The following is a 24,994-nucleotide window of genomic DNA, read 5'->3' on the forward strand; positions in this document are numbered from 1 at the left end:
ATTAGCTCTCCTTGCCAGAATCGGTGACGGCTTGCCAGTGCTGCGGCTGTAGATAGCGATAGCAGTGGTTGTCCAACGGATCGATGCGCGTCAGGTGTAACCAGTGGTTGTCTACCAATTGCCGAACCTCGGCGTGGTTTGCCAATACTTGCTCGATCATCTCGGCGGGTGCCTCGATGACCACGGTCAAACGCACCGGCTCGTGGCGCAGGGTTTTGCCGTCATGTAGCGATTGCCAAGGCAAGCCGGTGCGCAAATCGCCGCCGTTGCCTTCGAGAATGCCGATGGTGCCGACCACATTGTGTAACGCTTTGTTACCGCTGCCGAAGCGGCGGTTATCCACGGTCGAGGCGTAGTACTGCAGATTAATCCAGCTGGCCACCACCATTGGCGCGCTCATGATCAGACTCAAAATCGCAGTATCCGAGTCTTGCCGGTAATCGTAGTTGTGTAGAAATACCCGACCGTCGAATTCAAAGTGATACGTACGTTGTCTGGGCGCGGCAATAAAAGCCGTATTCCCCGCCAGACCCCATTCCGGACGAATCTGCGACCAATCGCGGCTGCGTTGAGTAACGGCTTTCATTAGCGCAGCGGCATCGTGGCGGGGTAATCCCAAACCCGGCGCGCGCTCCTGGCGAGTGAGTTGTGAAGCCTGATTCAGCCAGCGCTGTAATAGCAACAGGTCTTCGCCGAAGCAATGCGGGATTTGCTCAAGGTCGAACAGCCGCACCTCGTCCGTGGTCGTATCGTGCAAACCGGCGACAAACCAGGTGTCTTTCGGGATAGTCAGTCCCTGCGCTGCCAGGCCGGCGCGGACCTCGCGATCATTCAACACCGCCGCCGCCACCCTGGCGTTGGCTTCGCCGCTGTGTCCTCCGCATGCGCCGCAATCCAGGCCGGCAGCGTAAGGATTGTTGACGGCGGTGCTGCCGTGGCCGCATAACAACACCAGCCGGGCAAAGCCGTCTGTCAGGCTCATGCCCTGCAGCGCTTTGCGCGCCAGTTCGATGCGATCGCCAAGGGCGATACCGGTTTCGACTACTGGCCCCTTGGCAATCAGACGGCCGCGCTGGCGGGTAATGACCGGTCCGATGCGGTGGACGATGGCTTTGTCCAGACCGGCGATACCCGGTTTCACTACCGGCCGGGTCAAACCCAGGCTGTCGCTTAGCAATTTGCCGGCGAAGCTCAGACCGGAAATTTCCACGTAAGAGAAACACGACACCGCGGAATTTTTAAAGCCCTTCCAAAGTCTATTCAAGCGCTTGCGCAGCCAGCGCTTTTCCAGGATGCCGCGCAGTTCGCCGACATCGGCATCGGTTACACTTTCCCGAATCCGGAATCTAGGCTTCAGCAAAACCGGACATTGCGGCTGACCATGATGGTGCCCAAGAGCGATGTATTCGATGGGGAAACCGAAGAAACCGGCAAAACCAAGGGTTTCGATAGTATGAGATTGCATTTCCAGAGCGCGCCGATAAATTTCGGAACGCACGTCGATACAAAACACTGCCTGCAGGTTTTTACGCTGGGCTTGCCAAGGGCCTGTTGAGGCCAGCGCCGACGCGAGTTTTTCGAACAAGGGGCGTTGCGTTGCCAATTCGTAGGCCGACTGCATAATATGCCGTACTTCAAGCGCTACGCCGGTATCGGTATCTGTCAACGGCGCGTCTTGCCAATGGCCTCGCCATGTCTCGACATCTTGCCGGCTTGCCACCGCCGAAATGAGCGCATAGTCATAGCTGAGCCGTATGGCCAGTAGTTGCCGCAAGGCATCCTGGTTTTTCTCGGGGCTGGTTTGCCAATGTTTGTAACACACCCAAGAACTCCAGCCGGCCACCGTCAGCAACTGCCGATGACAGGCATCATCGAGTCGGGCGCTGGGCAAACCCATTTCAGTGAGTATCTGCGTAATCGCCTCAATGGGCTCTTCAGGCAAGGCGTTTATCGTCTGACGAAACGCCGACAGGCCGGCTAATTCCGGCGTGCGATCAAAGGCCGCAGCGCGGCGCCAGGCCGCATACAGCGGCAGCCCCCGCCAGGGCATGCGCCATGCGGATTGTCCTTGATCGAAGTAGGCCGCGCACCATTTGGATATTTCCTCGGTAATCAATACCGACCACTGGCTGCCACGCATGGCGTCCAGATGCTCCGCCAAGGTCTGCCAGCGCTTGCCGGTCAACCCGAAATCCTGGCCCGACGCTTCATGCAATAGGGACAGGCATTGTTCTAGCGACATACTGCTGCCGGCAAGTTGTAGTGCCTGCCTGACATCGGACTCTTCAATGCGGCCCGAACGATAGTGTTCGGCATAGAAACTCGCCGGCATCAGCATCTCGCCTTGACCCATCCGCGCGCTAAAGGTGCAAGCGTCGCCAAAAGACCGCTCGCTCAGGCCAAGAAAGGGGTTGACCGCCACGAATTGTTGCAACGGCCATACCGGAGCGATGCGGTCGCAGGCACGCTCTATGGCTGCCAGTATGCCTGGGGTCTGCCAGGTATCCCGGCTATCAGCGCGGACGCCTGTCTCGGTGCCGTCGAATGGGTGGGTGGTTTTAAATGACAATACAGCTGAGTTCATTGCGGCATTCCTCCAGAGTGACGATGGCTAAGACTGACGGGCTTGGACCCATACCGATGAATCATGCGGTTGGCCAGAGTACTGATGTAAAAGCCGTTGTAGATATGCACGTAGGCTGCTTGCCAAACCTGGGCAGCCGCCGGGCCGGGGTACTGAATCTGTAACATCAAAATCGTGAAAAAGCCCGCCAGTACGATGATGAGCAATACACTATCGAACAGGCTGTCTATCGGCATCTGGCCAGCAATGTCAGCGCGGAGCACATGCAGGAATCCGGTTTGCAGGGCGAAATATAAAAGGCTAACCCCGGCGGCAATCAGCAGGGCTTTGCCGATTTGCGCTGGACCGGTTTGATGGGCCACGGCATTCCACAACAAATAGGTCAAGGCCATTTGCAAGATGGCACCCAACAGTACAATGCCCGGCTCTTCCCTAAATGTCAGATCGAACAAGCCGGCACTGCCAACGGTCAAGCCCAAGGCGGCAATGAACGCCAGCAACAGTTCGCCTGGATGGCGATTGTCACGAGGCGCCGGCGCCCAGGCAGCCCTGGCAATGTCCACCACACTGCCGCTGGATAAAAAGGCGTGTGCTTTGTACAAGGCGTGGGCGACGATATGCAGCATCGCAGAAGAAAATGCGCCGAGCCCACATTGCAACATCATGAAACCCATCTGGCCGACGGTGGAAAAGGCCAGCGATTTTTTGATACTGGTTTGAGTCAGCATCACCAATGAGCCGAAAAGAGCGGTAATGGTGCCGATGACTGCCACCACGTGCAGTGCGGCGGGCGCCTGCACCAGTATGCGGCTCATGCGTAGCACCAGAAATCCGCCGGCGTTGATGATGCCGGCGTGCATCAGCGCCGATACGGGCGTTGGGGTTTCCATCACCTCCGGCAGCCAACTGTGAAATGGAAACTGCGCCGATTTGATCACAGCCCCAATCACCAGGGCAAAGGCTGCGGCGTTCAACAAGCCGGTGTCCGCAACCGGTTTGTCTGCAAGTGCGAACAATTCCCTGAATTCAAGGGTGCCGAAGACTTGATAAAGCCAAACCCCTGCCAAAATCAGCGCGCAATCGCCTAAGCGGCTGAAGACAAACTTCTTGCGCGCGGCGATGCGAGCCCCCTGGCGTTCCGGATAAAACAACAATAATCTGTGCAAACACAGACTGGTGAGAATCCAGGCCAGCACGAATAATATGAAATGGCCGGCGATGACCAGGGTCATGACTGCCGCGATAGTCCATGCCAGCCACTTAAAAAATCGGCCCTGACCGGGATCGCCATCCAGATAATGACGCGAATAGCGGATGACCACGGCACCTATGAACGCCACCAGCATCAGCATGATGACCGAGAGTCTGTCGATGTATAAGCCGTTATCTGCGACACTAACAGGCGATGAATCCTGGTAGAAAATGCCGATGCCGGAAAGCCCGGCTGTGAGTACCGCCATGATGGATAAAGTGCCGCACAGTTTGCCCATTTGCTGCAGGTGGCGTGTCGCCCAGGCGGAGGACGGAGTGCCGGATAGAAACAACAGCAGCGGAGTCGAAACAGCCAAGTAACTGATCAAGGATGTCATGGCAGCAACTCCTGTTTGATTAACAATGCAGCGTTGCTGTCAGATTGTTCGATGCATAAGATTGCCCAGCGGATAGTGCGGTTCATGAGAATCTCCGAAGTGTTGAGAGTAGGGTCATGCTAGCAACCGGCTATTGATTCATCCAATATATGTATTTAATCTAAACGTTCTTTTTTGTTAATGTGTAAATGGCCTCTCTGAACTATCACCATCTGCGTTATTTCTGGATGATCGCCAACGAAAACAATTTGACGCGGGCTGCTGAACGCTTACATGTGTCACAGTCGGCGCTGAGTATTCAATTGCGTCAGCTAGAAGAATCGTTTGGGCAAAAGTTGTTTGAACGCGAAGGCAAACGCCTGCAATTAACGGAAGCCGGACGAATTGCCTTGGATTATGCCAACGCCATTTTTCGCGCCGGGGATGAATTGATCAGCTTGATGCATGGCCGTTCGGCGGGCGAGCGGCAGTTATTGCGGATTGGTGCAGTCTCGACCCTGTCGCGTAATTTTCAGCTGGAGTTGGTCCGCTCCTTAGTCCTGCGCAGCGATGTCGAACTGGTGTTGCATTCCGGCAGCCTGCGCGAATTGCTGGCGCAAATGCATACACACACCATCGATCTGGTGCTGTCCAACCGGCCGGTTCCGCGAGATGCGCAAACCAATTGGCATTGCCATCTGTTGGACGAACAGCCGGTGAGCTTGGTGGGTAAACCCTGCGCCGACAATCTGCCGTTTCAATTCCCGCAGGATCTGCATGGCAGACCCCTGCTGTTACCGAGCATTGAAAGCGAAATTAGGGCCGCGTTCGACTTCTTGCTGGAACAAGCCGGCGTGAGGCCGTTGGTGGTGGCCGAAGTCGATGACATGGCGATGCTGCGCTTGCTGGCGCGCGAGTCCGGCCATTTGACCCTCGTACCGCCGGTGGTTGTGCTGGATGAATTACGCCAAGGTCTGTTGGTGGAGCGCTACCGTATCGCGGATATTCGCGAGCGCTTTTATGCCATCACGCCGAGCCGGCGTTTCCCGAATGCTTTAGTCAAAGATTTGCTGGCCAGCTCGTCTGAATCAAGGGTTTCTGACGGTGATCATGTTTCAACAGCTGGCAGCAAGGCTTAAGTCAGAATGGGCGTGCGTAGTGGGTTTGCATGCCAATTTGCCGAGGCGGCTTGGCAAGGCCTGAAGTGCGGGAGTAAACCATCAATGCAATAGCGGAATGTGTTGCCTGGGTGCTAAGTCTAGTGACTGGCAAAGGCATCGCTCCCATGAAGACGTCTGCATTTGTATCACTGACAATTTTTCTGAATGTTGCGGTCTTGTCGCATTCCTGTCTCAAAACAATACACTCAAACTGTGACACATCCCTGAAAGTCCTTGTGTTCCGCGGCTTGCGGGCGCTGAGTTCCATGGCATTGATATTGCTGTGGGTCAATTGAAAATCACTGGGATTTTCAAGAGGGCGGCAGGCGCGTGCCAAAGCCGGTCGCCGATTTTTTGGCAATGTCATTAAGGTGATGAGATGAGTGAAGTGATATGGGTCGGTTTGATTATGTTGATTGTGGCTGCCTGTGCATTCGCGCCCTTGGGTTGCATGCTGTCGGCTTACGCAAAGTCCAATAAATCCAGCGGCACTAGTAAAGCAGTAGGCGATGTCGGTGGGTCGGCAGAGGGACTGCCCGAGGATTCGGTCCTCAAACGGCATTTTTTGACGCAATTGCAAAGCGAGATTGAGGCAACCTTGTTTCCGCGGCCAACCGATTCGATGCTGCAACGGCATTACGATGCCTTGGTGGCGGCCAAGCTGGAAAACCGCTTGCAGATTATCGGAAAATAAGCCCTTGTTGTTGATTTAACTGCAATAACTTTAAATCTTTAAGATATACCCTCTTTGAAAAAGAGGGGGAAGCAGCAAGTCGAAGACTACTCCGGCCCTTAAAATCGGCGCTTCCGCCTTTGCAGGCACGACGACGCCTGGGAATTTAAGGGCCGGGCGAATAACTTAATCGGGATAGGCGCTGATAATGTCGCGCCTATTGTGCCGATACTCGTCGTAGCTGCGGGTTTTCTATACGCCATTGCGTATTTTGCTGGCGTTCTACCAGCCCGATTAGCGAAAATAGACCGCAGATGTGTCGCCTTGTCGCGATTCCCCGTCACTTAGACCAAGCCTTGCATGCTAAACGCCGCCGATCTCGACACCTTGTTTTTGACCTTTCGCGTCGCCAGTCTGGCTACCTTACTGTTGCTATTGTTGGGCACGCCGCTGGCCTGGAGGTTGGCGCGCAGCCGCTCGCGCTGGAAAGGCGTCATCAATAGCGTGGTGGCATTGCCGCTGGTATTGCCGCCGACGGTATTGGGCTTTTACTTATTGGTGTTGATGGGGCCGGCTGGGGTGGTAGGGAAATTCACCCAGTGGTTGGGTATCGGCACTTTGCCGTTCAGCTTTGGTGGTTTGGTGGTGGCGTCGGTGTTGTATTCGCTACCGTTCGTGGTGCAGCCTTTGCAGAACGCCTTCGTGGCGATGGGTGATGCGCCGCTGGAAGCGGCCGCGACCTTGGGAGCCGGACCGCTGGATCGGTTTTTCAGCGTGGCGCTGCCTTTGGCGAAGCCGGGATTTTTAACCGCCGGCGTGCTGGGGTTTACCCATACCGTCGGTGAATTCGGCGTGGTATTGATGGTGGGCGGCAATATTCCCGACAAAACCCGCGTGGTATCCGTGCAAATTTACAATCATGTCGAAGCCTTGGAATATGGGCAGGCGCATTGGCTGGCCGGTGGCTTGCTGATCTTTTCTTTCTTGGTGTTACTGCTGCTGTACAGCAGCCAACAAACCCAAACGCTGACGCAATCCTTGAAATGATTATGTCCCCAGTGCCCAGCATTCAGGCGCGCTTGCGCTTGGCGTACGACCAATTTGCTTTGGATGTCGATTTAAACCTACCCGCCAGCGGCGTGACGGTGCTGTTCGGGCATTCCGGTTCCGGCAAGACCACCTTGTTGCGTTGTATCGCCGGCTTGGAACGGCCGACGCAGGGCTTTTTGAAAATCGGCGCAACGCTTTGGCAAGACAGTGAACACGATTTTTTCCTGCCCACCCATCGCCGTAATTTGGCCTATGTGTTTCAAGAAGCCAACCTGTTTCCGCATCTTTCGGTGCGCGGCAATCTGGATTATGCCGTGCGGCGCTTGCGAACTAAAGATAGGCTGTTTTCCCTGGGGCAAGCGATTGAATTACTGGCGATAGGACCGTTGCTGGAGCGTTTGCCGGACCGCTTATCCGGTGGCGAACGGCAACGGGTAGCGATAGCCAGGGCCTTGGCCGCCAGTCCGGATGTGTTGTTGATGGATGAGCCGCTGGCCGCGCTGGATGAGCAACGCAAGCAGGACATCCTGCCTTACCTGACCGGCTTGCATCAGAATCTGCAAATCCCGATTCTGTACGTCACCCACTCCTTGCAAGAGGTCAATCAACTCGCAGACCATCTATTGGTGATGGCTGCCGGCAAAGCAGTAGCGTGCGGGCCGTTGGCAGAAACCTTGACGCGGCTGGACGGGCCTATGGCCTTGGACCGGCAAGCGGCCAGCGTCTGGCAGGGCAAGTTGATCAGCCACGAAGCCGAATATCATCTTAGCCATGCCGAATTCGCCGGCGGCAGCTTGAGTTTGCCGTATTTGGACATGCCGGTCGGTAGCCCGGTGAGAATCAGAATTTACGCCCGCGACGTCAGTATTACCCTGCAACCGCCGGAAGCCTCCAGCATCCTGAATATTCTGCCGGCCAGGGTGCTGGCGCTCAGCGAAATGGGGCAAGGCCAAACCGTCGTGCAACTGGCGGTCGGCGACGAGGTTTTATTGGCGCATATCACCCAAAAATCGGCGATGTTGTTAGATGTGCAGCCAGGTATGGGCGTCTACGTACAAATCAAGGGTACTTCCATAGTTCGGTAAGGATTACCACTCACTTTTACGGATCGGCTGCAAATTGCGCTGCCTTAGCGCCGTGCCGATTACTTGTCGCTGGTGCGCAATTCCGCCGCATGAAATGTGATAGCCCTCAAAAAACGCGATGAATTTGTCGATGTTGGCGCATTGCGGACGCCTTATCGGCATTTAGCGACTATCTTGATAAACGGTTTGCCGGAGAAGGTATCGCTGGATGGATAGCCGACGGCCCTCCGCGTCAAAATAGTTGTCACCTCAAAATAATAAAAAAAATGAAATCAACGATATGGCTGACTGGCCGGTATCAAACACAAGCGACGAATCGATTAAACCTGTTTCTGTTCGGTGTGGCGCTTAACGTCAATATCTTCGGTAGCGCGGTAGCCGATAACGCGCCGGATATCGAAGCTTTTTCCATCAACGAACTGATGCAAATGGAAGTGTCCTCGGCGTCCAGAAAGTCGCAGACCGTATCCGATACCGCGGCGGCGGCGTTCGTGATCAGTCAGGAAGACATTCGCCGTTCCGGTGCCACCAGTATTCCCGACGCACTGCGCCTGGCGCCCGGTCTTGAGGTAGCGCAAATCAACGCCAGTGTCTGGGCGGTGACCGCGCGTGGCTTCAATAGCCGTTATGCCAATAAATTGCTGGTACTGATGGACGGCCGCAGTGTTTATACGCCTTTATTTTCCGGGGTGTTCTGGGATTTGCAGGACACCCTGATGGAAGACATCGAGCGTATCGAGGTCATCCGCGGACCGGGCGCGGTGATGTGGGGCGCCAACGCGGTAAACGGTGTCATCAATATCATTACCAAGAAGGCCAAGGACACCCAAGGCAATTTGTTCGTGGCCGGTGGCGGCAATCAGGAGCGCGGCTTTGCCGGTTACCGGCACGGTGGCCGTATCGGCGACGACGGCAGTTACCGGGTGTACGCCAAAACCTTTGAACGCGATACTTTTGTTAATGCGGCCGGAGACAGGCTGCACGACGATTGGCGCTCGGTGCAGGGCGGTTTTCGTATCGATGACCGGATCTCCAACGACAGCCGTTACACGATACAAGGCGATGTTTACCGCAAGACCATAGGCAATACCGTCACGCCGCAAACGGTGCTGCCGCCGTTTAACCGCGAGTTCAATTTCGACGACCATGCCGACGGTGCTAACCTGCTGGCGCGTTGGGAAGGTAATTTCAGCGACGGTTCGGAATTTATGCTGCAAGGCTATTACGACCGGGTCGCTTTCAGTGCCGCAGCGTTGTCCGACAGTCAGGACATGGTGGACATCGATTTTCAGCATCGCCTGCATCCCAATGCCGACCACGATTTGATGTGGGGCGCCAGTTACCGATTCATTCACAGTACCACGGTCAACACTTCGGCTATCGCCTTCACACCCAACAGCTTGGGTTACCACAACGGCAGCGTGTTCGTACAAGACGACATCACGTTGATCGACAACACTCTGCGCCTGACGCTGGGTACCAAATTGGAAGAAAGCCATTTCGGTAACACGCAAGTGCAGCCCAACGCCCGTTTAATGTGGACGCCGGACCAAGTGCATTCGGTATGGGCCTCGGTTTCCAGGGCGTCGCGCACCCCGGCGCGCGGCGAAGCGCAGGCCAACGTGGGGCTGGGCGGCGTACCGACAGGTTTGCCGGCGCCTTTTGATCAGATCCAGGTCATCGCGCAGCCCGACCCCAAGCTACGCGCAGAAAAAATCTTTGCCGCCGAAATCGGTTACCGCACCCAGTGGACCGAAAAATTCTCCACCGACATTACCGCCTTCAGCAATCATTATTCCGACTTGGTGATGTTCCGCCGCGGCGAGTTGGTGGGGCTGACCCAGTCTTTGATCTGGAGTAACGCCCAGCAAGACTTCACCACACGCGGCATCGAGATTGCCAGCGAATGGCATGTGTTGGATTGGATGCGCTTCAGCGGCAATTACAGCCATTTGAAAATGGAAATCCCCCAGGACCCGCTCAATCCGGATATCGCCGGTCTGAGTCCTCGCCATCGCGGCTCTTTGCGCTGGCAGATGGATTTGCCGGAAAAAATCAAGTTGGACTTTACCCTCAGGCATGTCGGCCGCTTGCATTCCAACAGCCAGGCCGTACCGGCCTACACCACCTTCGACGCCAGACTGGCTTACGAACCCTATAACGGTGTGGAGTTTGCCGTCATCGCCCAAAACCTGTTCTCGCCCAGCCATCCGGAATATAAAGACTCATCCGCGCTGTCCTTGCCGAGTAGCGCGGTGGAAGTCCCGCGCTCGATCTACGGCAAACTCAGCTGGCGCTTTTGATTTTTCAACCCGTAAAGAGTATCGACCATGCGTAAGCTCTGGAAAAAATTGCCCTGGATTATTGCCGGGATTGTGTTGATTGTCGGCCTGCTGAAGCCGCCTTTATTGCCTTGGCTGTTGTTAGTATTAACCGTGCTCGCGTGTTTGTTCCTGCCGCGCCGCGGGTTGATCGGCCCGGTCGAATTACCGGCCGACGATGCGTTTTTACCCAGTGAACAAGTGCAGTGGTGGTATTGGACCGGGCATTTGTTCACCGACGACGGCCGCCGCTTCGGCTTCGAAATCGTGTTTTTCTCGTTCGATAGTTTGGTGATTTTTCGCGATCAGCTGGTGCAGGCGGCGGTGACCGATGTGAATGGTCAACGTTTCTCGTTCGAAGAGTTCGTTGAATTCCATCTGCCCAAGCGCATTCCCAACGGCTTTAACCTGACTTCCGGCGCCGACAATAAAGTGACGGCGGTTGGCGGCGACGGCCATGACCGCTTGCACGCGCAAGTCGGCGATTATGTGCTGGATCTGGAACTGAAAGCCACGCAGGCTCCGGCTTTGCATTACGGCGGCGATCCCCATCCTTACCGTTTCGGCGGCTACACTTATTATTACTCGCGGCCGAAAATGGCGACTACCGGCACTATCAGTATCGGCGGCCAGACTTTTCAAGTCACCGGCAACAGCTGGTTCGACAGACAATACGGCGAACTCTATCAAGCCATTCTGCAGGGTTGGCAATGGTTTGCGATTGAACTCGATGACAACCGGCAAATCATGTTGTTCGACTTCAAGGGCAGCGACACGTCGGTCGAAAAATCCGGCTCGATTACCGATGCCCAAGGGCAAACCGTCACGCTGGCGGCACACGAATTTACGGTTACCGTGCTGGGCGAATGGGTCAGTCCGAATACCGGCTGTACCTATCCTTCCGGTTGGGAAGTCGAGGTGCGCGGCGAAAAATTTACCGTGCAGCCCTTGGTGCTGGACCAGGAATTACACGCGCAGCATACTTTTTGGGTGGGGCCTACATACTGGGAAGGTGCGTGCAGCGTAGCCGGTGCCTCCGCCGGAAATGCCTACGTAGAATTGAACGGTTTTTGCCGTTGCCCCGGCCGAGGCGGTTAAACTATTCAATCATTCGACATCAAGCATAGAAACGCAAGCCGGTCCCCGACAGGACTGCTGGGGTTTGCGTTTCTACTTTCACAAACTTGATTGCCGGCTTCCGCCAAACCACATCGTCGTAAAGCTACCCGGACGGTTCTTAACCAAAACCCGATGCAAAAAGGATCTCGCATACATTCCGAAATGGCCGGACAGAAACGTTTAGCTGACGCGATGGGCGTGATGCGGGGTATTGTCAAAAACTATCTGCGCCCGCGTTTTTTCGCGCCGCAATCCAGACGCTATCTGGCGCGCCAATGGGTTTTCGCCTGTCTTTGCCTAGTGGTGCCAGGCTGGCAGGTATTGCCGGCCGCCAGCCTGTCGGAGGCGCAGATCAAAGCCGCCTATCTCTACAATTTTGCCAAATTCGTGGAATGGCCCGCCGACGTATTGCCGCCTGGTGCGGACATTTTGCTCTGTGTGGTCGGCAATAGCGCGCTGGACAGCGAGTTGCAAGCCCTGGACGGGCGCAAGGCCGGCGAACGCATTTTGCGGTTTGTCCAACATAGCAATACCGATCCCGACTTGACTACTTGCCATCTGTTGTTTCTCGGCAGCTCCGAGAAATCTCACTTTGTGGTGACCTTAAAGGCACTAGGCGATGCGCCGGTGCTGACCCTATCCGACATCGACGACTTTGCCGAAAAAGGCGGCGGTATCAGCTTGCTGTTTCGCGAAAACAAGGTGGTATTTGAAGTGAATCTGGAACCGATTCGTAACGCCCGGCTGCATTTGCCCGGCCAACTGTTGAATATTGCCGCCATTGTTTACGGGAGATAGTGTGATGCGCGTTTTGCCCAATTTTGCCGACTGGTCTCTGCGGCGCAAACTGGTGTCCATCATCATGTTCAGTTGTGCGGTATGCCTGTTCGTCAGTCTATCGGTGATGGTGGTTAGTTCGGTGGTGAGCCGCTATCGCAGCGTATTGCACGAATTGTCCAGTTTGGCGGACGTGTTGGCCGAAAACGGTCAAGCCGCGTTGGTGTTTGCCGATAAATCCGAAGCCAGCCGTTTGCTGGAGTCGTTGAAAGACCGGCCGGAGCTGTATGCGGCCTGGATGGTGTCTGTCGATGGCAGCGTACTCGCTTCATGGAGCCGGGGAACGGCGAATATTGATGTACCCAGCGACTTTCGCCGGCCGTTCCGCGAACTGCGCACCAACTTCTGGAGCCGGCGCGCCGAGCTATTCACGCCGGTGATCAAAAATACCGAGTTGGTCGGTTATGTGTTGTTGCAAGCCGATTTCACCGCGCAATGGAACGATCAACTGGTCGATTTAGGCAAGAGTTTGGGGGCGGCGGGGCTGGCGCTGATATTGGTTTATCTGTTGGCAATCCGCTTGCAGCGCATCATTTCCAGACCGATAGAGGAGTTGGCGACGGCCGCGCGGCTTATCGCTGAGGATAAAAATTACACTTTGCGGGTGACGCAGCGCGACCGAGACGAGATTGGCGATTTGGTGCAGGCCTTTAATACCATGTTGGGCGAGATCCAATTGCGCGATGAAACCCTTACCGGGCATCGGGACCGCCTGGAAGCCGAAGTGGCGCAGCGTACCGAAGAATTATTGCAAGCCAAAGACGAAGCGGAAGCCGCCTCGCGCTCCAAAGGTATGTTCCTGGCAAATATGAGTCATGAAATCCGCACACCGATGAACGCGATCATCGGCTTGTCGGATTTGGCCTTGAACAGCGATCTGTCGCCCAAGCTGCGCGATTATCTGCGGAAAATTCACACCTCATCGCTGGCCTTGCTGGGGATTACCAACGACATTCTTGATTATTCCAAGGTCGAAGCCGGCCGCATGGAATTGCAGGCCGAAGCGTTTAGTTTGGAGGATGTGCTGGAGAATGTGCTGAATCTGTTCATCGTCCGCGCCGAGGAAAAAGGCCTGGAACTGGTGCTGGAACTGGATTCCGCTTTGCCGCCGCGCTTGATTGGCGATGCGTTGCGCTTGGGGCAAATATTGAACAATCTGGTTGGCAATGCGGTGAAATTTACCGAGGTCGGGGAAATTCATATCAAAGTTTCCCAGTTGGCAAAAACCCACGGCTACTCCACTTTGAGTTTTTCGGTACGTGATACCGGTATCGGTATGTCTGCGGAGCAGCTCGAGCATTTGTTTCATGCCTTTACCCAGGCCGACGGTTCGATTACCCGCCGCTTCGGCGGCACCGGGCTGGGATTGACCATCAGCAAGCGGTTGGTGGAAATGATGGGCGGTAATTTAGCCGTGCAGAGCCAGCTTGGCGAAGGCAGTCTATTCGAGTTTACGCTGCTGCTGCCGTTTCCGTCCGAGCAGAAAGCCCGACAAATTCCCGGCCATCTGCAAAGCATGCGGGTGTTGATCGTCGACGATTTGGACATTTCCCGGCAGATGTTGCGCGATATTTTGCTGGCCTGGGGCTTTCAGGTCGAGGAAGCGGCATCCGGCGCACAAGCCTTGGAAGCGCTGCGCGCGGCCAACGACGCTGATCGGGACTTCGAATTGGTGTTGCTGGATTGGAAAATGCCCGGTCTGGATGGTGTGCAGGTCACCAGGGAGATTCGGGAGATGGTGCGCCGCACCGAAATCCGCAGCGCCCCGGTAGTGATTATGGTGACTGCCTTCAGCCGTGAGAAATTGTTAAGTGCGGCCGGCGATGCGGTACCCGATGATATTTTGGTCAAGCCGGTGATGCCATCCACCTTGCTGGAAGCCTTGACGCGCTTGCAGGGCGGCAATCCCGAGCAAGGCAATGAACAAAGCCGGCCGCTGTTGGCGGGTATGGCCGCTTCGATACGCGGGGCGCGCATTTTGTTGGTGGAGGATAACGAGGTTAACCAAATGGTAGCCAGGGAATATCTGGAAAGCTCCGGCTTGCGCGTCACTGTAGTTAACAACGGCCGGGAAGGGGTGGGGGCGGTCAGGAAAAATCGTTACGACGCGGTGCTGATGGACTTACAAATGCCGGAGATGAGCGGTATCGAAGCGACCCGGCTGATCCGCCAGGATGCGCGGTTTGCCGATTTGCCCATCATTGCCATGACGGCTGCGGTGCAGGAGCGTGAGCGCAACGATTGTTACGCTGCCGGCATGAACGATCATATAGGCAAGCCGGTGTTGCCGCAGACTTTGATGGCTGCCCTGTTGCGCTGGATAAAGCCGTCCGAACGAAGTGTGTCGGTCGAGCCGGTGCCGCCGAAACCGGAGTCTATAGTCTCCGGCCTATCCAGGGAGCTGCCTGGATTCGATATGGGGTATATTCGGATTATGATTGGCGAGGACAGCCATAAATTGCAACTTTTGTTCGAGTGCTTTCGAGATAAATTTGCCGATACCATGCAACGCCTCAGAGCGTTGCATGGCGCCGGAAAAACCGAGCAGGCGGTTGATTTGCTGCACAATTTGAAGGGCGCAGCCGGCGTGCTTGGCGCTGTAGAACTGAGCCGGGCCGCGGCGAACTTGGAGGAAGCTTTGCATGTCGGTATGCCGTTTGACGCTAGCCTCCCCGCATGCGAGGCCAGTCTGACGGCCACCCTGAACACGATTGCCGATTTCACCGCTATGGGTGCCGTTGCCGAGCCACAGAATCAAGCCGCCGATTGGTCGGCGGCAGACGAGTTGGCCGGCCAGTTGCGCGACTTGTTGGAAGGTAGCGATTTTGTCCCCAATGATTTGATCGAGCAATTGAAGGCCGCGCTACCTTGTCCGGAAACCCGGCTACTGATAAAAAAAATAGAAAAACAGGTCGGCAATATCGACTACGGTCAGGCTAGAGTGACCTTGGCGGAGTTGCTGGCCTTGATAGCGTCACAGCGACAAAACAGAGGATAGTCATGACTGCCGAGATCTCCAAGCCCTTGATTTTGATCGTAGACGATACGCCGACCAACATTCAGGTGTTGGCTGAAAATTTGATCGACGAGTATCGCATCAAGGTGGCGGTCAGCGGCGAGGCGGCGCTGGAGGCCATCGACCGGCAAGGTCCGCCCGATTTGATCCTGTTGGATGTGATGATACCGGGCATGGACGGTTATGAAGTCTGCCGGCGTCTGAAAAGCGACCCGCAAACTGCGGCAATCCCGGTGATATTTGTGACGGCAATGAACGCGGCGACCAACGAAGAATACGGGCTGAATTTGGGGGCGATGGACTACATTACCAAGCCGTTTTATTTGCCGGTGGTTAAGGCGCGGATCCGCAATCATATCCGCCTGAAACGGATGACGGACATGTTGGAAGCGATGGCCTGGATGGATGGCCTCACCGGTATCCCCAATCGCCGGCGCTTCGATCAGGTCTTGGAAAACGAATGGAAGCGCGCGCAGCGCAATCAGTTGCCCTTGGCTTTAGTGATGGTGGATGTCGATTATTTTAAAGCTTATAACGATTGCCACGGCCACGGCGCGGGCGACATTTGTCTGCGGCAGGTGGCCACCATATTGGCGGCTTCGGTGAGTCGCTCCGGCGATTTGGTGGCGCGTTACGGTGGGGAGGAGTTTGTGATGCTGATGCCGGAAACCGACATTGAAGGCGCGCAGCGCGTATCCGAATTGCTGTGCCGGCGTGTTGAAGCGCAGCAAATTTCACATACCCGCTCCAGCGTTTCGCCTTGGGTGACGATTAGCGCCGGTTTTGCGGTGGTGGTGCCGGCGCTGCAACAATTGCCGTCCGAATTACTGGACGAGGCTGATCGGCAGTTGTATTTGGCTAAAGAAAACGGTCGAAACGGCGCCCGCGGAAGCTATTCGACCGTTTAGCCCGGCCGCGTGTCCTCACCGGCCGAGCTGCGGGATTTTTTAAGCAGCCACAGCCGAAGCTTGCACCGATTGCAGGAAATCCTGGCAGTCGGCGTTAATCAGTTCAAAGCCCATTTTCGCACTAAAGCGTTTTTCCTTGTCGGTAGGGTTTTTTCTTAAAAACCAGCCTCTATGTTCGTCGGCGCCATAGGTGATGTCGCTCATCACCATCCGCTCGGAATCGCGATTGAGCGGCAAACCCAACAACAGGTATTTTTTGCCTTTGCGGTACTCCTTTAAAAAGTCCGGAATCGCGAAACCGCCCATCAGCTCGGTGATGTAATCCACATAGTCGGCATCGGAGGCGATGTAATTGGCTTCGGGTTTTGGCGTGCCCATCGGTTTAAACAAAATCGGCAGATTTCTATCGACTTGTTCCTGCGGAATCTCGAAATATTGGCTGCCATCGTAATGATAAATTTTGAAGCGAAAGGCGGTAGCGACGATGCGGGCTACGCCGACGATTAGCGTGTGTTCTTCGTCGGCATAACTGTCTTGCAATTGGGTATCCCGATTAATGTCGATCACATATTTGGGCCGCCATTCTTTCAGCCAGTCGTGCATCGATGCGCGGGTGTATTGAATTTGTCCGTAGGTTTTGTCAAGAAACTGCGATACATAGTTGCGGCCGCGCTTCAGTTCCTGGTTCATCGCTGCGCGCGGAAACTCGTACATCAGTTTCGGCGCCATCGGTTTGCCGCCGTTCATCGCCAAAATCAGGCTGTCGCTGTCGGCAGGCATCGGCTCTTGCGTCAGTTTGCTTTTGGCGTCGAACACCGCTCCCGGCCCCAGATAGGGAATGACTTGGTTATCGTACAAACCGCTTAGAATTTCCGAAAATACCGTATTTGACATGGTTGGCCCCAACTAAAAATGAAAAGTAATGCTTAGCCGAAGCAAAATTCAATCCACTTTAGCAGGATGGGTCACCAAGCCCCGATGTGGCTGAGATGTGGCCCGAGTGGTCAGTCGGAGATTAAGGTAACAACCGTACGAATTGGCGGTGATTTGTCGTAAGCCCGACAATTGCCGCTGTTGCCGGGGTAGTGCGCTAATGCCAGCCGCCATACTGGGTAGTAGGGTCGCCACGAAAACCGGATGTGGTTTTATTGGCATCGGGCACATGTGCGGTGCTTTCCGCTGCTTGCACCATATTGTTATGGGTATAACCGCCCATGGCCTTGGCTTGTTTGGCGATGGCGGTGGTCGTGGGGTTTATGTCGTATTTGCTGGCGTCGGGATGGATCACCACACTGATTAATTGTGCCTCTTTCGGCGCATTGGGGCCCGGTGTGTAACTTAGAATGACCGGTAAATCGGTGCCGGCGGGTACTTGAATTTCATAGCGCTGGCTATTGTTGAGTTCGGTGCTGGCAAGCTTTTTCCCGCTTTCGGATAGTAAGCTGACAGTGCCGGTTTTCAGCGGTCCGGCGTTATCGCTGACCGCGCCGAGCAACGATGTAGTGCGCAGGGTTTGTTTGACGGCGGCTTTGCTGGGAGCGCTTGATTTTGCTTGGTCCTGGCCGCAACCGGTCATTATTCCGCAGCTCAGCAGGGTAAGGCCGGCGATCAGGGCAAGTGTGAATGTAGTCGGGTTATTCATCTGTGTCTCCGTTGACGTCAGTTTAAGATACCCGCTAAATCGGCCACCGACAAGTGGGCTTTACGCGCCATCAATCGACATTGGGCGCTCATATAGCAGTTGAATAAAGCCGCTAAGGCCGTTATAGTTGCCCAACTTTTATACTTGTAAATCAATGCTATGCCATCATTCGACATCGTTTCAGAACTCGACAGCCACGAAGTGACCAACGCAGTGGACCAGGCCAATAAAGAAGTCGCTACCCGATTTGATTTCAAAGGCTCCAATGCCTGTTTCGAACAGCAGGACGACAGCATCGTGATGAAAGCCGAATCGACCTTTCAACTGCAACAAATGTTGCCGATTTTGTATGCCAAAATGGGTAAACGCGGCATCGATATTTCCAGTTTGGAAAGTGGCAAGATTCAGGACACCGGCAAAACCGCTCAGCAACCTATCACCTTAAAGCAGGGTGTGGGCACCGATCTGGCGAAAAAAATCGTCAAGCTGATCAAGGACAAGAAACTAAAAGTCCAGGCCGCGATCAACGGCGATAAGGTGCGCGTGACCGGCAAAAAACGTGACGACTTGCAGGAAGTGATTCAAATGTTGCGCACGGAAGATTTGGAGCAACCCTTGCAGTTCAATAACTTTCGCGACTAGTTTCGGTTCCGAAGCTTTTAAGTAAACTAAGAGGGTTGTCGGCCGTCTCGCGGATTTGGATTCTTCAAGGACTTCCGTTTAATTCCTTCCGGCTGACCATGGAGGCCAGATAACAAGTTGATCTCGTTCGTGCCAGGCTTGCACAGTGAACCGCATCAACTTGTTCGAAGATTTCGTTAAAACTATCGGGGGAGAGCGATATGCGAACGGTAATGATCGGTCAAAAAGTGCCGCCCCTATCGGTTTCCGAATGGGTGCAGGGACAGTCTGCCAATTTCGAACAATTGCGTGGTCAAGTTGTGTTGGTGGCGGTGTTTCAAGTCAACTGTCCCGGCTGTTTTTTGTCTTGTTTGCCGCAGGTCTTGGCGTTAAAACAACGTTATGCCGAGAGCGGTTTGACTGTGCTGGGGCTGGCTACCGCGTTTGAGGACTTCGATAAGAATAATCTGCAAAATCTAAAACGCTTGGTTGAAACCGGCGAAGTGATCGGCGAAACCTTGCGAGTGTTAAGTGCGCGAGGTCTGTTGCAGGACGGCAAGTTACCGTATCGCCTCGATTTTCCGGTAGCAATGGATAGATTGACCAAGCGCGAATTTGGCAGTATCGAAAGCGAAATTGACGCCTTTATCAGCCAACGCTTGAGTGATTTGGAACAAGACATCGGTTTGCGGCAACCGCATGTGCGAGCGCAGGTAAAACAATATTTACAAACCCTGGATTATCACGCCGAAACCTTCGAATTTTTCCAGTTACAAGGTACCCCATCCTATATTCTGGTTGATAGAGCGGGCTTGCTGGTCCAATGTAAGTTTGGCGAGTATCCCGATCTGGAAACCGATATTCTCAAGCTGTTGTAACTCCCTTTCGGGTGCGCTAGGTTCGCTGCTTAGCCGCCAGATAGTGCGATAAACGGTATTGAATGCGGCCGGTGAATGTCACTGTGGCTCGCGAGGGGCTTTAGACCAAGCAGTTACAAAGCCAGCGACTGCTTGTGACGAAATCTTAAGGCGACATCCGTGTCTAGTGTTAACGTTTTTTAGCAAGCCTAACAGGCCGTTTCCGGATAAGTCAGGCTGGGGTATAGCTATACAACTTCTTACGCGCTTACTTTGCGGCGCAAGCCAATCAGACCAGCCAATGCTGATCCAAATAACCATACAGCACCCGGAACAGGCACTGCGGTTGATCCACCTTCAACAAACGGCGTAAATACCAGACTTTGTGATGATTGTTTTTTCTCGATCAATGCGGAATCACCTACATTGAAAGATTCGGCGGTTAAGTCGTTTTGGATTCTGACGCGAACATCGGCATTACCCCAAGCAACAGGCGTATTCAACGTAGCCGAGGCCGACCAAGTGCTTAGCGGGCAGCCGGACGATGTGGCGCATGAGTCTGTCAATGGCCCAGCGGAAAAGTTGGTCGCGATATGATCCACCCCATTCCACAGATTGGTTAAGCGCAATTGACCGGATGCGTCGACCGAAGGCGCCAAGGTGATGCTGCCGGAGCGATTGACCAGGCGGTAGTCGCCGTTTTCCACCAGACTCACGCCACTCAAACTCAGGTTCGCGTCGGGTCTAATGTCAAACTGCACATTGCTGTTGGTGAACACCGTGCCTTGGGTACCGGTTGCTTGGGCTTTAAAGTTTAACGGCGAGAATAAAACGCTATTGCCGTCACCCGATAAAGTCGGGGCGCCAAACAAGCCTAAATTGGTGTCGTCATAGATGGCCGTGAAGCCGTTGCCGTCCAGCGAAATTAATGCCGCCGAGGCACTCCCGCTAAATATTGAAATTACCCCGGCAAATGCCAGGAGCCAAGATTTAATTTTCATAACAGTCCCTAATAACTTTAAATAGGCAAGTTGACTTCGAGTCGCACTAGTCGCTTTCGCTAAAGGTCTATCGAAGTCGGTTAAAGTGTGCTGGCCGCATTGTGTTTGGAACTTTTCAATGCGTTGCCGCTTCCATTGCCAGCTACCTGCTTCCAGTCTTTTGTCGAGAAAAACTCGAATAAAAACAAAGTTGTCGGTATTCTTCCTAGAAATTCTGTTTTAGCGACCTAACAGAGTTCCGGTCGGTGCGCAATCGTACGAATTGTCCAAGTCAAAACAGTTACCGATCCGTGAAGGTTTGAAGAAATGTATTACAAAGGTATTCTGCCCATTGCATAGATGGCTGTACTGAAAGCCCAAGGCGAGCCTTTGATTGTTTGAGACAAAGCAGTAAGAACTGCGGACGATAATGCCAATCTATACCTAACAATTCAGGTCATGGTATGGTTGCGCGACTTTTTTATCCTTGTCGCTTTTTCAGGAAACGCCCATGACCGAACCCTTGCTGATCGCCAAATCCCAGACTGCCGAACTTTGCCTGTTGCCGGCCATGGCTAACCGCCATGGCTTGATCGCCGGCGCGACCGGTACCGGCAAAACGATTACCCTGCAAACTCTGGCCGAAGCCTTTGCGCGAATCGGCGTACCGGTATTCATGGCGGATGTGAAGGGCGATTTGTCGGGGATCAGCCGAACCGGCGGCGGCAACGCCAAAGTCGAGGCGCGGCTGGCCGAGCTGGGCATGGCCGCCGCCTATTCCGCGATGCCGACGCTATTTTGGGACGTGTTGGGTAAAAAGGGCCATCCTCTGCGTTCGACGGTGTCGGAAATGGGGCCGCTGCTTTTGGCGCGGATGCTGGATTTGAACGAGGTGCAAAGCGGCGTGCTTACCGCCGCGTTCAAGATTGCCGACGATAACGGCTGGCTGTTGTTGGATTTGAAAGACTTGCGGGCCTTGCTGCAATACGCGTCCGAAAATGCCTCCGAGTTGTCAGGCGAATACGGCAGTATCTCGGCGGCCAGCGTCGGCGCGATTCAGCGCGGTTTGCTGCAACTCGAGCATGAGGGTGGTGAGAATTTGTTCGGCGAGCCGGCTTTGGATTTCAACGACTTTCTGCAAACCGACGGCGGTAAGGGCGTGATCAATATTCTGGCGGCGGATACCTTGTATAACTCGCCGCGCGTCTACGCCACCTTGTTGTTGTGGCTGTTGTCCGAATTGTTCGAAAATCTGCCGGAAGCCGGCGATTTGGATAAGCCCAAATTGGTGTTCTTCTTCGACGAAGCACATTTGCTGTTCAACGATGCGCCGGCGGCCTTGCTGCAAAAAATCGAACAAGTGGTGCGCTTGATTCGTTCCAAGGGCGTGGGCGTGTATTTTGTCAGTCAAAACCCGTTGGATATTCCCGATGTGATTTTGGGACAGCTGGGTAACCGGGTGCAGCACGCCTTGCGGGCGTTTACTCCGCGCGACCAAAAAGCCGTTAAAGCGGCAGCCGAGACCTTCCGGGCGAATCCAGGTTTGGATGTTGAAACAGCCATCACCGAGCTGGGCGTTGGCGAAGCCTTGGTGTCTTTCCTCGACGAAAAAGGTACGCCGATGCCGGTAGAGCGAACAATGATCAAGCCGCCTAGTTCCCGAGTCGGCCCTGCCAGCGATGCCGAACGCCAGGAATCGATCAGTACCTCCGTCATTGCCGGCCATTACGAAAAACAGGTCGATCGCGAATCGGCCTACGAAATTCTGAAAGGCCGCGCGGAAAAAGTCGCTCCGCCTGAGCCCGCCGCCGAGAATGGTGGTTCCGGCTCAGGTTTCAATTGGGGCGAAGTATTGCTGGGCGGCGTGGGCGCGGCTACCAAATCGCGGCGCGGTCGCAGCGGCGGGCAAAGTGTGCTGGAAGCGGCCGCGAAAAGCGCCGCCCGCAGTATCGGCCAGGAAGTGGGCAAGCAAATTATTCGCGGCGTGTTGGGATCATTATTGGGTGGTCGGCGCTAAGGCCTAAAACATTACTGACACAACGCTGTCAGGAGGGCTGTTTTAGGATGACGGCTCTTTTAACCACAACGAGGACCACATCATGATCAACAACTTAGCCACTTGGTTTGAATTACCCGTCATTGATATGCCGCGCGCACAGGCGTTTTATCGCGGCGTTTTAAATGCATCGTTCAAGGAGGAGGAAATGAGCGGCTATCAAATGGCGATTTTTGACGCTGAAGAAGGCGCGGTCAGCGGTATGTTGATATTGGGCGACCATTATCAGCCCAGCGCAACCGGCGCGGTGGTGTATTTCAACGGCGGCGCCGATTTGAACGAGCCCTTGGCCAAGGTAGAGGCAAACGGCGGTAGTGTATTGATGCCGAAAACCCCCATACACGACGGCGAATGCGGTTATTTTGCGATGTTGCTAGACAGCGAAGGTAACCGTGTTGGTCTGTATTCCCAAGCTTAACGGCAATTAAAACGGCGGGCAGTCTCAATTATGACTGCCCGTTTTGCAAATGCGCCGCGCTGATCGTCTATTTCAAATCGTCCAAATCCTACGTAACCGAAGGCTGGTTACCGCCAAGGCGCTTGCCGAGCGTCTGGAAGTATCCGAACGCACCATCTATCGCGACATCCAGGTGTTAAGCCTGTCCGGCATTCCTATCGAAGGCGAGGCCGGTGTCGGTTACATGCTCCGTCACAGTCTGGATATTCCGCCCATCATGTTCAGCGCCGCCGAACTGGAAGCCTTGGTAATCGGCGCGCGGATGGTGAAAACTTGGGCCGGTAAGGAGCTGGGACATTCCGCGCAGTCGGTGCTGGACAAAGTGACGGCGGTAGTGCCTGCGGAATTGCGCGAACAACTGGAGCGCAGCAAATTATTCGCGCTGCGTTTTTCGCCGCGCGAAGATTTGGATGTGACCATGGATATTTGCCGCAAGGCGTTGGACGGCAAGTGCTTGCTGTCCATGGATTACCGTCGCGCCGACGGCACATTCAGCCAACGACGGATCAGACCGCTGGGCTTATATTTTTGGGGCAACGTCTGGACCTTGGTGGGCTGGTGCGAACTGCGCGGCGACTTTCGTAATTTTCGGCTGGACCGTATCCTGCGGGCGCTGGTGCTGGACGAAGCGTTTACCGATGACCCTGGCCAAACCTTGCAGGATTTTATTCGGCGGATGCAGTGTGTGCCGCAGTGATTAGTAACCATTGAGCAGATCATTTGTAGAAAATCTGCAAATGATCTGCTAATTCGCTATATTTATCGATAACTATCTTATTTATTTGCGGGTTTTCTGCATGTTGATCGAGTTTTCAATTAGTAATTTCCGTTCTTTCCGCGAGAAGCAGACTTTTTCGATGGTTGCTGCGCCCAGATTACGGAAACGTGAAAATGTGTTCAAGCCTGTCGTAAAGGGCGAGAAACTCCCGGATTTGTTGAAAGTGGCGGCAATTTATGGACCTAATGCCTCTGGCAAAAGCAATTTGATTAAAGCGCTTCAAATTGTTAGCACTGTTGTGATGCGTCAACCTGCCGCTCAGCCATCGCCGCTCCCTGTATCACCATTTCGCTTCGATCCAGATTTGTTGAATCAGCCCAGCCGTATTGAGTTACATTTTATTCATGTTGAAATGAGGTATGTGTTTGAGTTGGCTTTGACTCAAGACCGTATTGTCGAGGAACGATTAATTATGTTTCCAATGGGAAAACAATCATTACTCTATGAGCGAAAACATGAAGAAAATGGAGATACCTATGTTTTTGGAAAATTGTTGGAAGGTGGTTCTGATTTACATGAGGTCTGGAAAAAATCGACAGGCCCAAACGTATTGTTTATTAGTCAAGCCGTAGCTAATAGTAGCGAAGAGCTAACCCAGTTGCGCCAGCCGTTTAGTTGGCTCCAAGGAGGTATGTTGGTTCTGACTGGAAAGATGGAAGAATGGGCGGATATTAGTCAGCGGATTGCTGAAAAGAATACGATGTTTGCGGAAAAGATTTCTTCGTTCTTGCAAGATATTGATGTGCCTGTTTCCAATATGCGTTTTGAAATTGCAGACTCCCCATTGAATAATTCTATAGGGCTATTAAGGAATGCCCAAAAAGAGACTGTAAAAACTTCGCTTAAAACCATCTTCATTCATAAAACTGTTTTAGGAGAAGCTGAATTTGATTTTCAAGAGGAATCGGAAGGAACCAAAAACTTGGTCGGGTTTTGGTTCCCTTGGATGCTGTATAACAAGTCAAATCAATTTTCTAAAGAAAATTTAACTTTAGTTATAGACGAATTTGATAGCAGCTTGCATCCAGATATTGTCGCGACTCTGATTGCAAAGCACTTAGCATTTGATTCATCGGCGCAGCTCATATTTACCACACACGATACGCACCTGATGGACACAAAATTATTACGCCGCGACCAATTCTGGCTAACCGAGCGCGATGCCAACGGTGCAACCCAGCTGCGTTCCATTCACGATTTTGAGGGAAGGGAAGGTGAAGATCTGGAAAAGCGCTACTACGAAGGTCGTTACCGTGCTTTGCCGATAATTCGCCGAAGTTAA

General features: G+C 54.0%; 20 protein-coding genes. 15 read left to right on the top strand and 5 right to left on the bottom strand.

The annotated features are described in order from the left end of the window. Nucleotide 1 precedes the first annotated feature (1 nt). Nucleotides 2–2,584, bottom strand: a complete 2,583-nt coding sequence (locus JWZ98_RS02900) for a DUF2309 domain-containing protein (RefSeq protein ID WP_205453159.1) — start codon at nt 2,582–2,584, stop codon at nt 2–4. Then, nucleotides 2,581–4,173, bottom strand: coding sequence for a proton-conducting transporter membrane subunit (locus tag JWZ98_RS02905; RefSeq protein ID WP_205453160.1), 1,593 nt, complete (start codon nt 4,171–4,173; stop codon nt 2,581–2,583). Before JWZ98_RS02905 ends, JWZ98_RS02900 begins: the two co-directional genes overlap by 4 nt. A 188-nt stretch (nt 4,174–4,361) precedes the next feature. Between JWZ98_RS02905 and JWZ98_RS02910 the strand changes: the two genes are divergently transcribed. The 9 genes from JWZ98_RS02910 (at nt 4,362) to JWZ98_RS02950 (ending at nt 16,321) form a co-directional block, all read left to right on the top strand. Next, a complete protein-coding gene (locus JWZ98_RS02910; RefSeq protein ID WP_205453161.1) occupies nt 4,362–5,291 on the top strand; it encodes a LysR family transcriptional regulator in 930 nt (309 codons plus the stop codon). A 400-nt stretch (nt 5,292–5,691) separates the two neighbouring features. Beyond that, on the top strand, nt 5,692–6,006 hold the full coding sequence (locus JWZ98_RS02915) for a hypothetical protein (RefSeq protein WP_205453163.1): 315 nt from the start codon (nt 5,692–5,694) through the stop codon (nt 6,004–6,006). Nucleotides 6,007–6,345: 339 nt separating this feature from the next. Beyond that, nucleotides 6,346–7,032, top strand: coding sequence for a molybdate ABC transporter permease subunit (gene modB, locus JWZ98_RS02920; RefSeq protein WP_205453165.1), 687 nt, complete (start codon nt 6,346–6,348; stop codon nt 7,030–7,032). Next, a complete protein-coding gene (modC, locus tag JWZ98_RS02925) occupies nt 7,029–8,120 on the top strand; it encodes a molybdenum ABC transporter ATP-binding protein (RefSeq protein WP_205453167.1) in 1,092 nt (363 codons plus the stop codon). Before modB ends, modC begins: the two co-directional genes overlap by 4 nt. A gap of 266 nt (nt 8,121–8,386) precedes the next feature. Beyond that, nucleotides 8,387–10,423 (top strand): TonB-dependent receptor, encoded by a 2,037-nt coding sequence (locus JWZ98_RS02930; protein ID WP_225893006.1) that lies wholly within the window; start codon nt 8,387–8,389, stop codon nt 10,421–10,423. Between the two features lie 27 nt (nt 10,424–10,450). Then, the gene (locus tag JWZ98_RS02935; protein ID WP_033156015.1) at nt 10,451–11,539 is read left to right on the top strand and encodes a lipocalin family protein; all 1,089 of its coding nucleotides are present in this window, start codon (nt 10,451–10,453) and stop codon (nt 11,537–11,539) included. Between the two features lie 183 nt (nt 11,540–11,722). Further along, on the top strand, nt 11,723–12,358 hold the full coding sequence (locus JWZ98_RS02940; RefSeq protein ID WP_033156016.1) for a YfiR family protein: 636 nt from the start codon (nt 11,723–11,725) through the stop codon (nt 12,356–12,358). A 4-nt stretch (nt 12,359–12,362) separates the two neighbouring features. After that, on the top strand, nt 12,363–15,395 hold the full coding sequence (locus JWZ98_RS02945; RefSeq protein ID WP_205453169.1) for a response regulator: 3,033 nt from the start codon (nt 12,363–12,365) through the stop codon (nt 15,393–15,395). A 2-nt stretch (nt 15,396–15,397) separates the two neighbouring features. Next, complete coding sequence (locus tag JWZ98_RS02950; protein ID WP_033156018.1) at nt 15,398–16,321, top strand: diguanylate cyclase; 924 nt, start codon at nt 15,398–15,400, stop codon at nt 16,319–16,321. A 39-nt stretch (nt 16,322–16,360) separates the two neighbouring features. Here the strand turns inward: JWZ98_RS02950 and JWZ98_RS02955 are convergent, their stop codons facing one another. Then, nucleotides 16,361–17,215 (bottom strand): SIR2 family protein, encoded by an 855-nt coding sequence (locus tag JWZ98_RS02955; protein ID WP_033156019.1) that lies wholly within the window; start codon nt 17,213–17,215, stop codon nt 16,361–16,363. Between the two features lie 196 nt (nt 17,216–17,411). Then, nucleotides 17,412–17,963: a hypothetical protein gene (locus JWZ98_RS02960; RefSeq protein ID WP_205453170.1), complete on the bottom strand. Its 552-nt coding sequence runs from the start codon at nt 17,961–17,963 to the stop codon at nt 17,412–17,414. A 159-nt stretch (nt 17,964–18,122) separates the two neighbouring features. On the opposite strand from JWZ98_RS02960, the gene JWZ98_RS02965 reads away from it, so the two are divergent. Together JWZ98_RS02965 and JWZ98_RS02970 are read left to right on the top strand one after the other, a co-directional pair. Next, nucleotides 18,123–18,605: a YajQ family cyclic di-GMP-binding protein gene (locus JWZ98_RS02965; protein WP_026602211.1), complete on the top strand. Its 483-nt coding sequence runs from the start codon at nt 18,123–18,125 to the stop codon at nt 18,603–18,605. A gap of 200 nt (nt 18,606–18,805) precedes the next feature. Beyond that, a complete protein-coding gene (locus JWZ98_RS02970; protein WP_205453171.1) occupies nt 18,806–19,462 on the top strand; it encodes a TlpA family protein disulfide reductase in 657 nt (218 codons plus the stop codon). A 239-nt stretch (nt 19,463–19,701) separates the two neighbouring features. Here the strand turns inward: JWZ98_RS02970 and JWZ98_RS02975 are convergent, their stop codons facing one another. Then, on the bottom strand, nt 19,702–20,442 hold the full coding sequence (locus tag JWZ98_RS02975; RefSeq protein ID WP_205453172.1) for a hypothetical protein: 741 nt from the start codon (nt 20,440–20,442) through the stop codon (nt 19,702–19,704). A 490-nt stretch (nt 20,443–20,932) separates the two neighbouring features. Between JWZ98_RS02975 and JWZ98_RS02980 the strand changes: the two genes are divergently transcribed. From JWZ98_RS02980 to JWZ98_RS02995, 4 genes are all read left to right on the top strand, one after another. Then, nucleotides 20,933–22,438: a helicase HerA-like domain-containing protein gene (locus JWZ98_RS02980; RefSeq protein WP_205453173.1), complete on the top strand. Its 1,506-nt coding sequence runs from the start codon at nt 20,933–20,935 to the stop codon at nt 22,436–22,438. 82 nt (nt 22,439–22,520) lie between these two features. Next, nucleotides 22,521–22,895 carry a VOC family protein gene (locus tag JWZ98_RS02985; RefSeq protein ID WP_205453174.1) on the top strand — a complete coding sequence of 125 codons (375 nt, stop codon included), beginning with the start codon at nt 22,521–22,523 and terminating at the stop codon, nt 22,893–22,895. Nucleotides 22,896–22,944: 49 nt separating this feature from the next. Continuing rightward, nucleotides 22,945–23,631, top strand: a complete 687-nt coding sequence (locus JWZ98_RS02990; protein ID WP_205453175.1) for a YafY family protein — start codon at nt 22,945–22,947, stop codon at nt 23,629–23,631. Between the two features lie 100 nt (nt 23,632–23,731). Continuing rightward, the gene (locus JWZ98_RS02995; RefSeq protein WP_205453176.1) at nt 23,732–24,994 is read left to right on the top strand and encodes an ATP-binding protein; all 1,263 of its coding nucleotides are present in this window, start codon (nt 23,732–23,734) and stop codon (nt 24,992–24,994) included.

The sequence above is a fragment of the Methylomonas sp. EFPC1 genome (genome assembly GCF_016925515.1).
Lineage (GTDB): Bacteria > Pseudomonadota > Gammaproteobacteria > Methylococcales > Methylomonadaceae > Methylomonas > Methylomonas defluvii.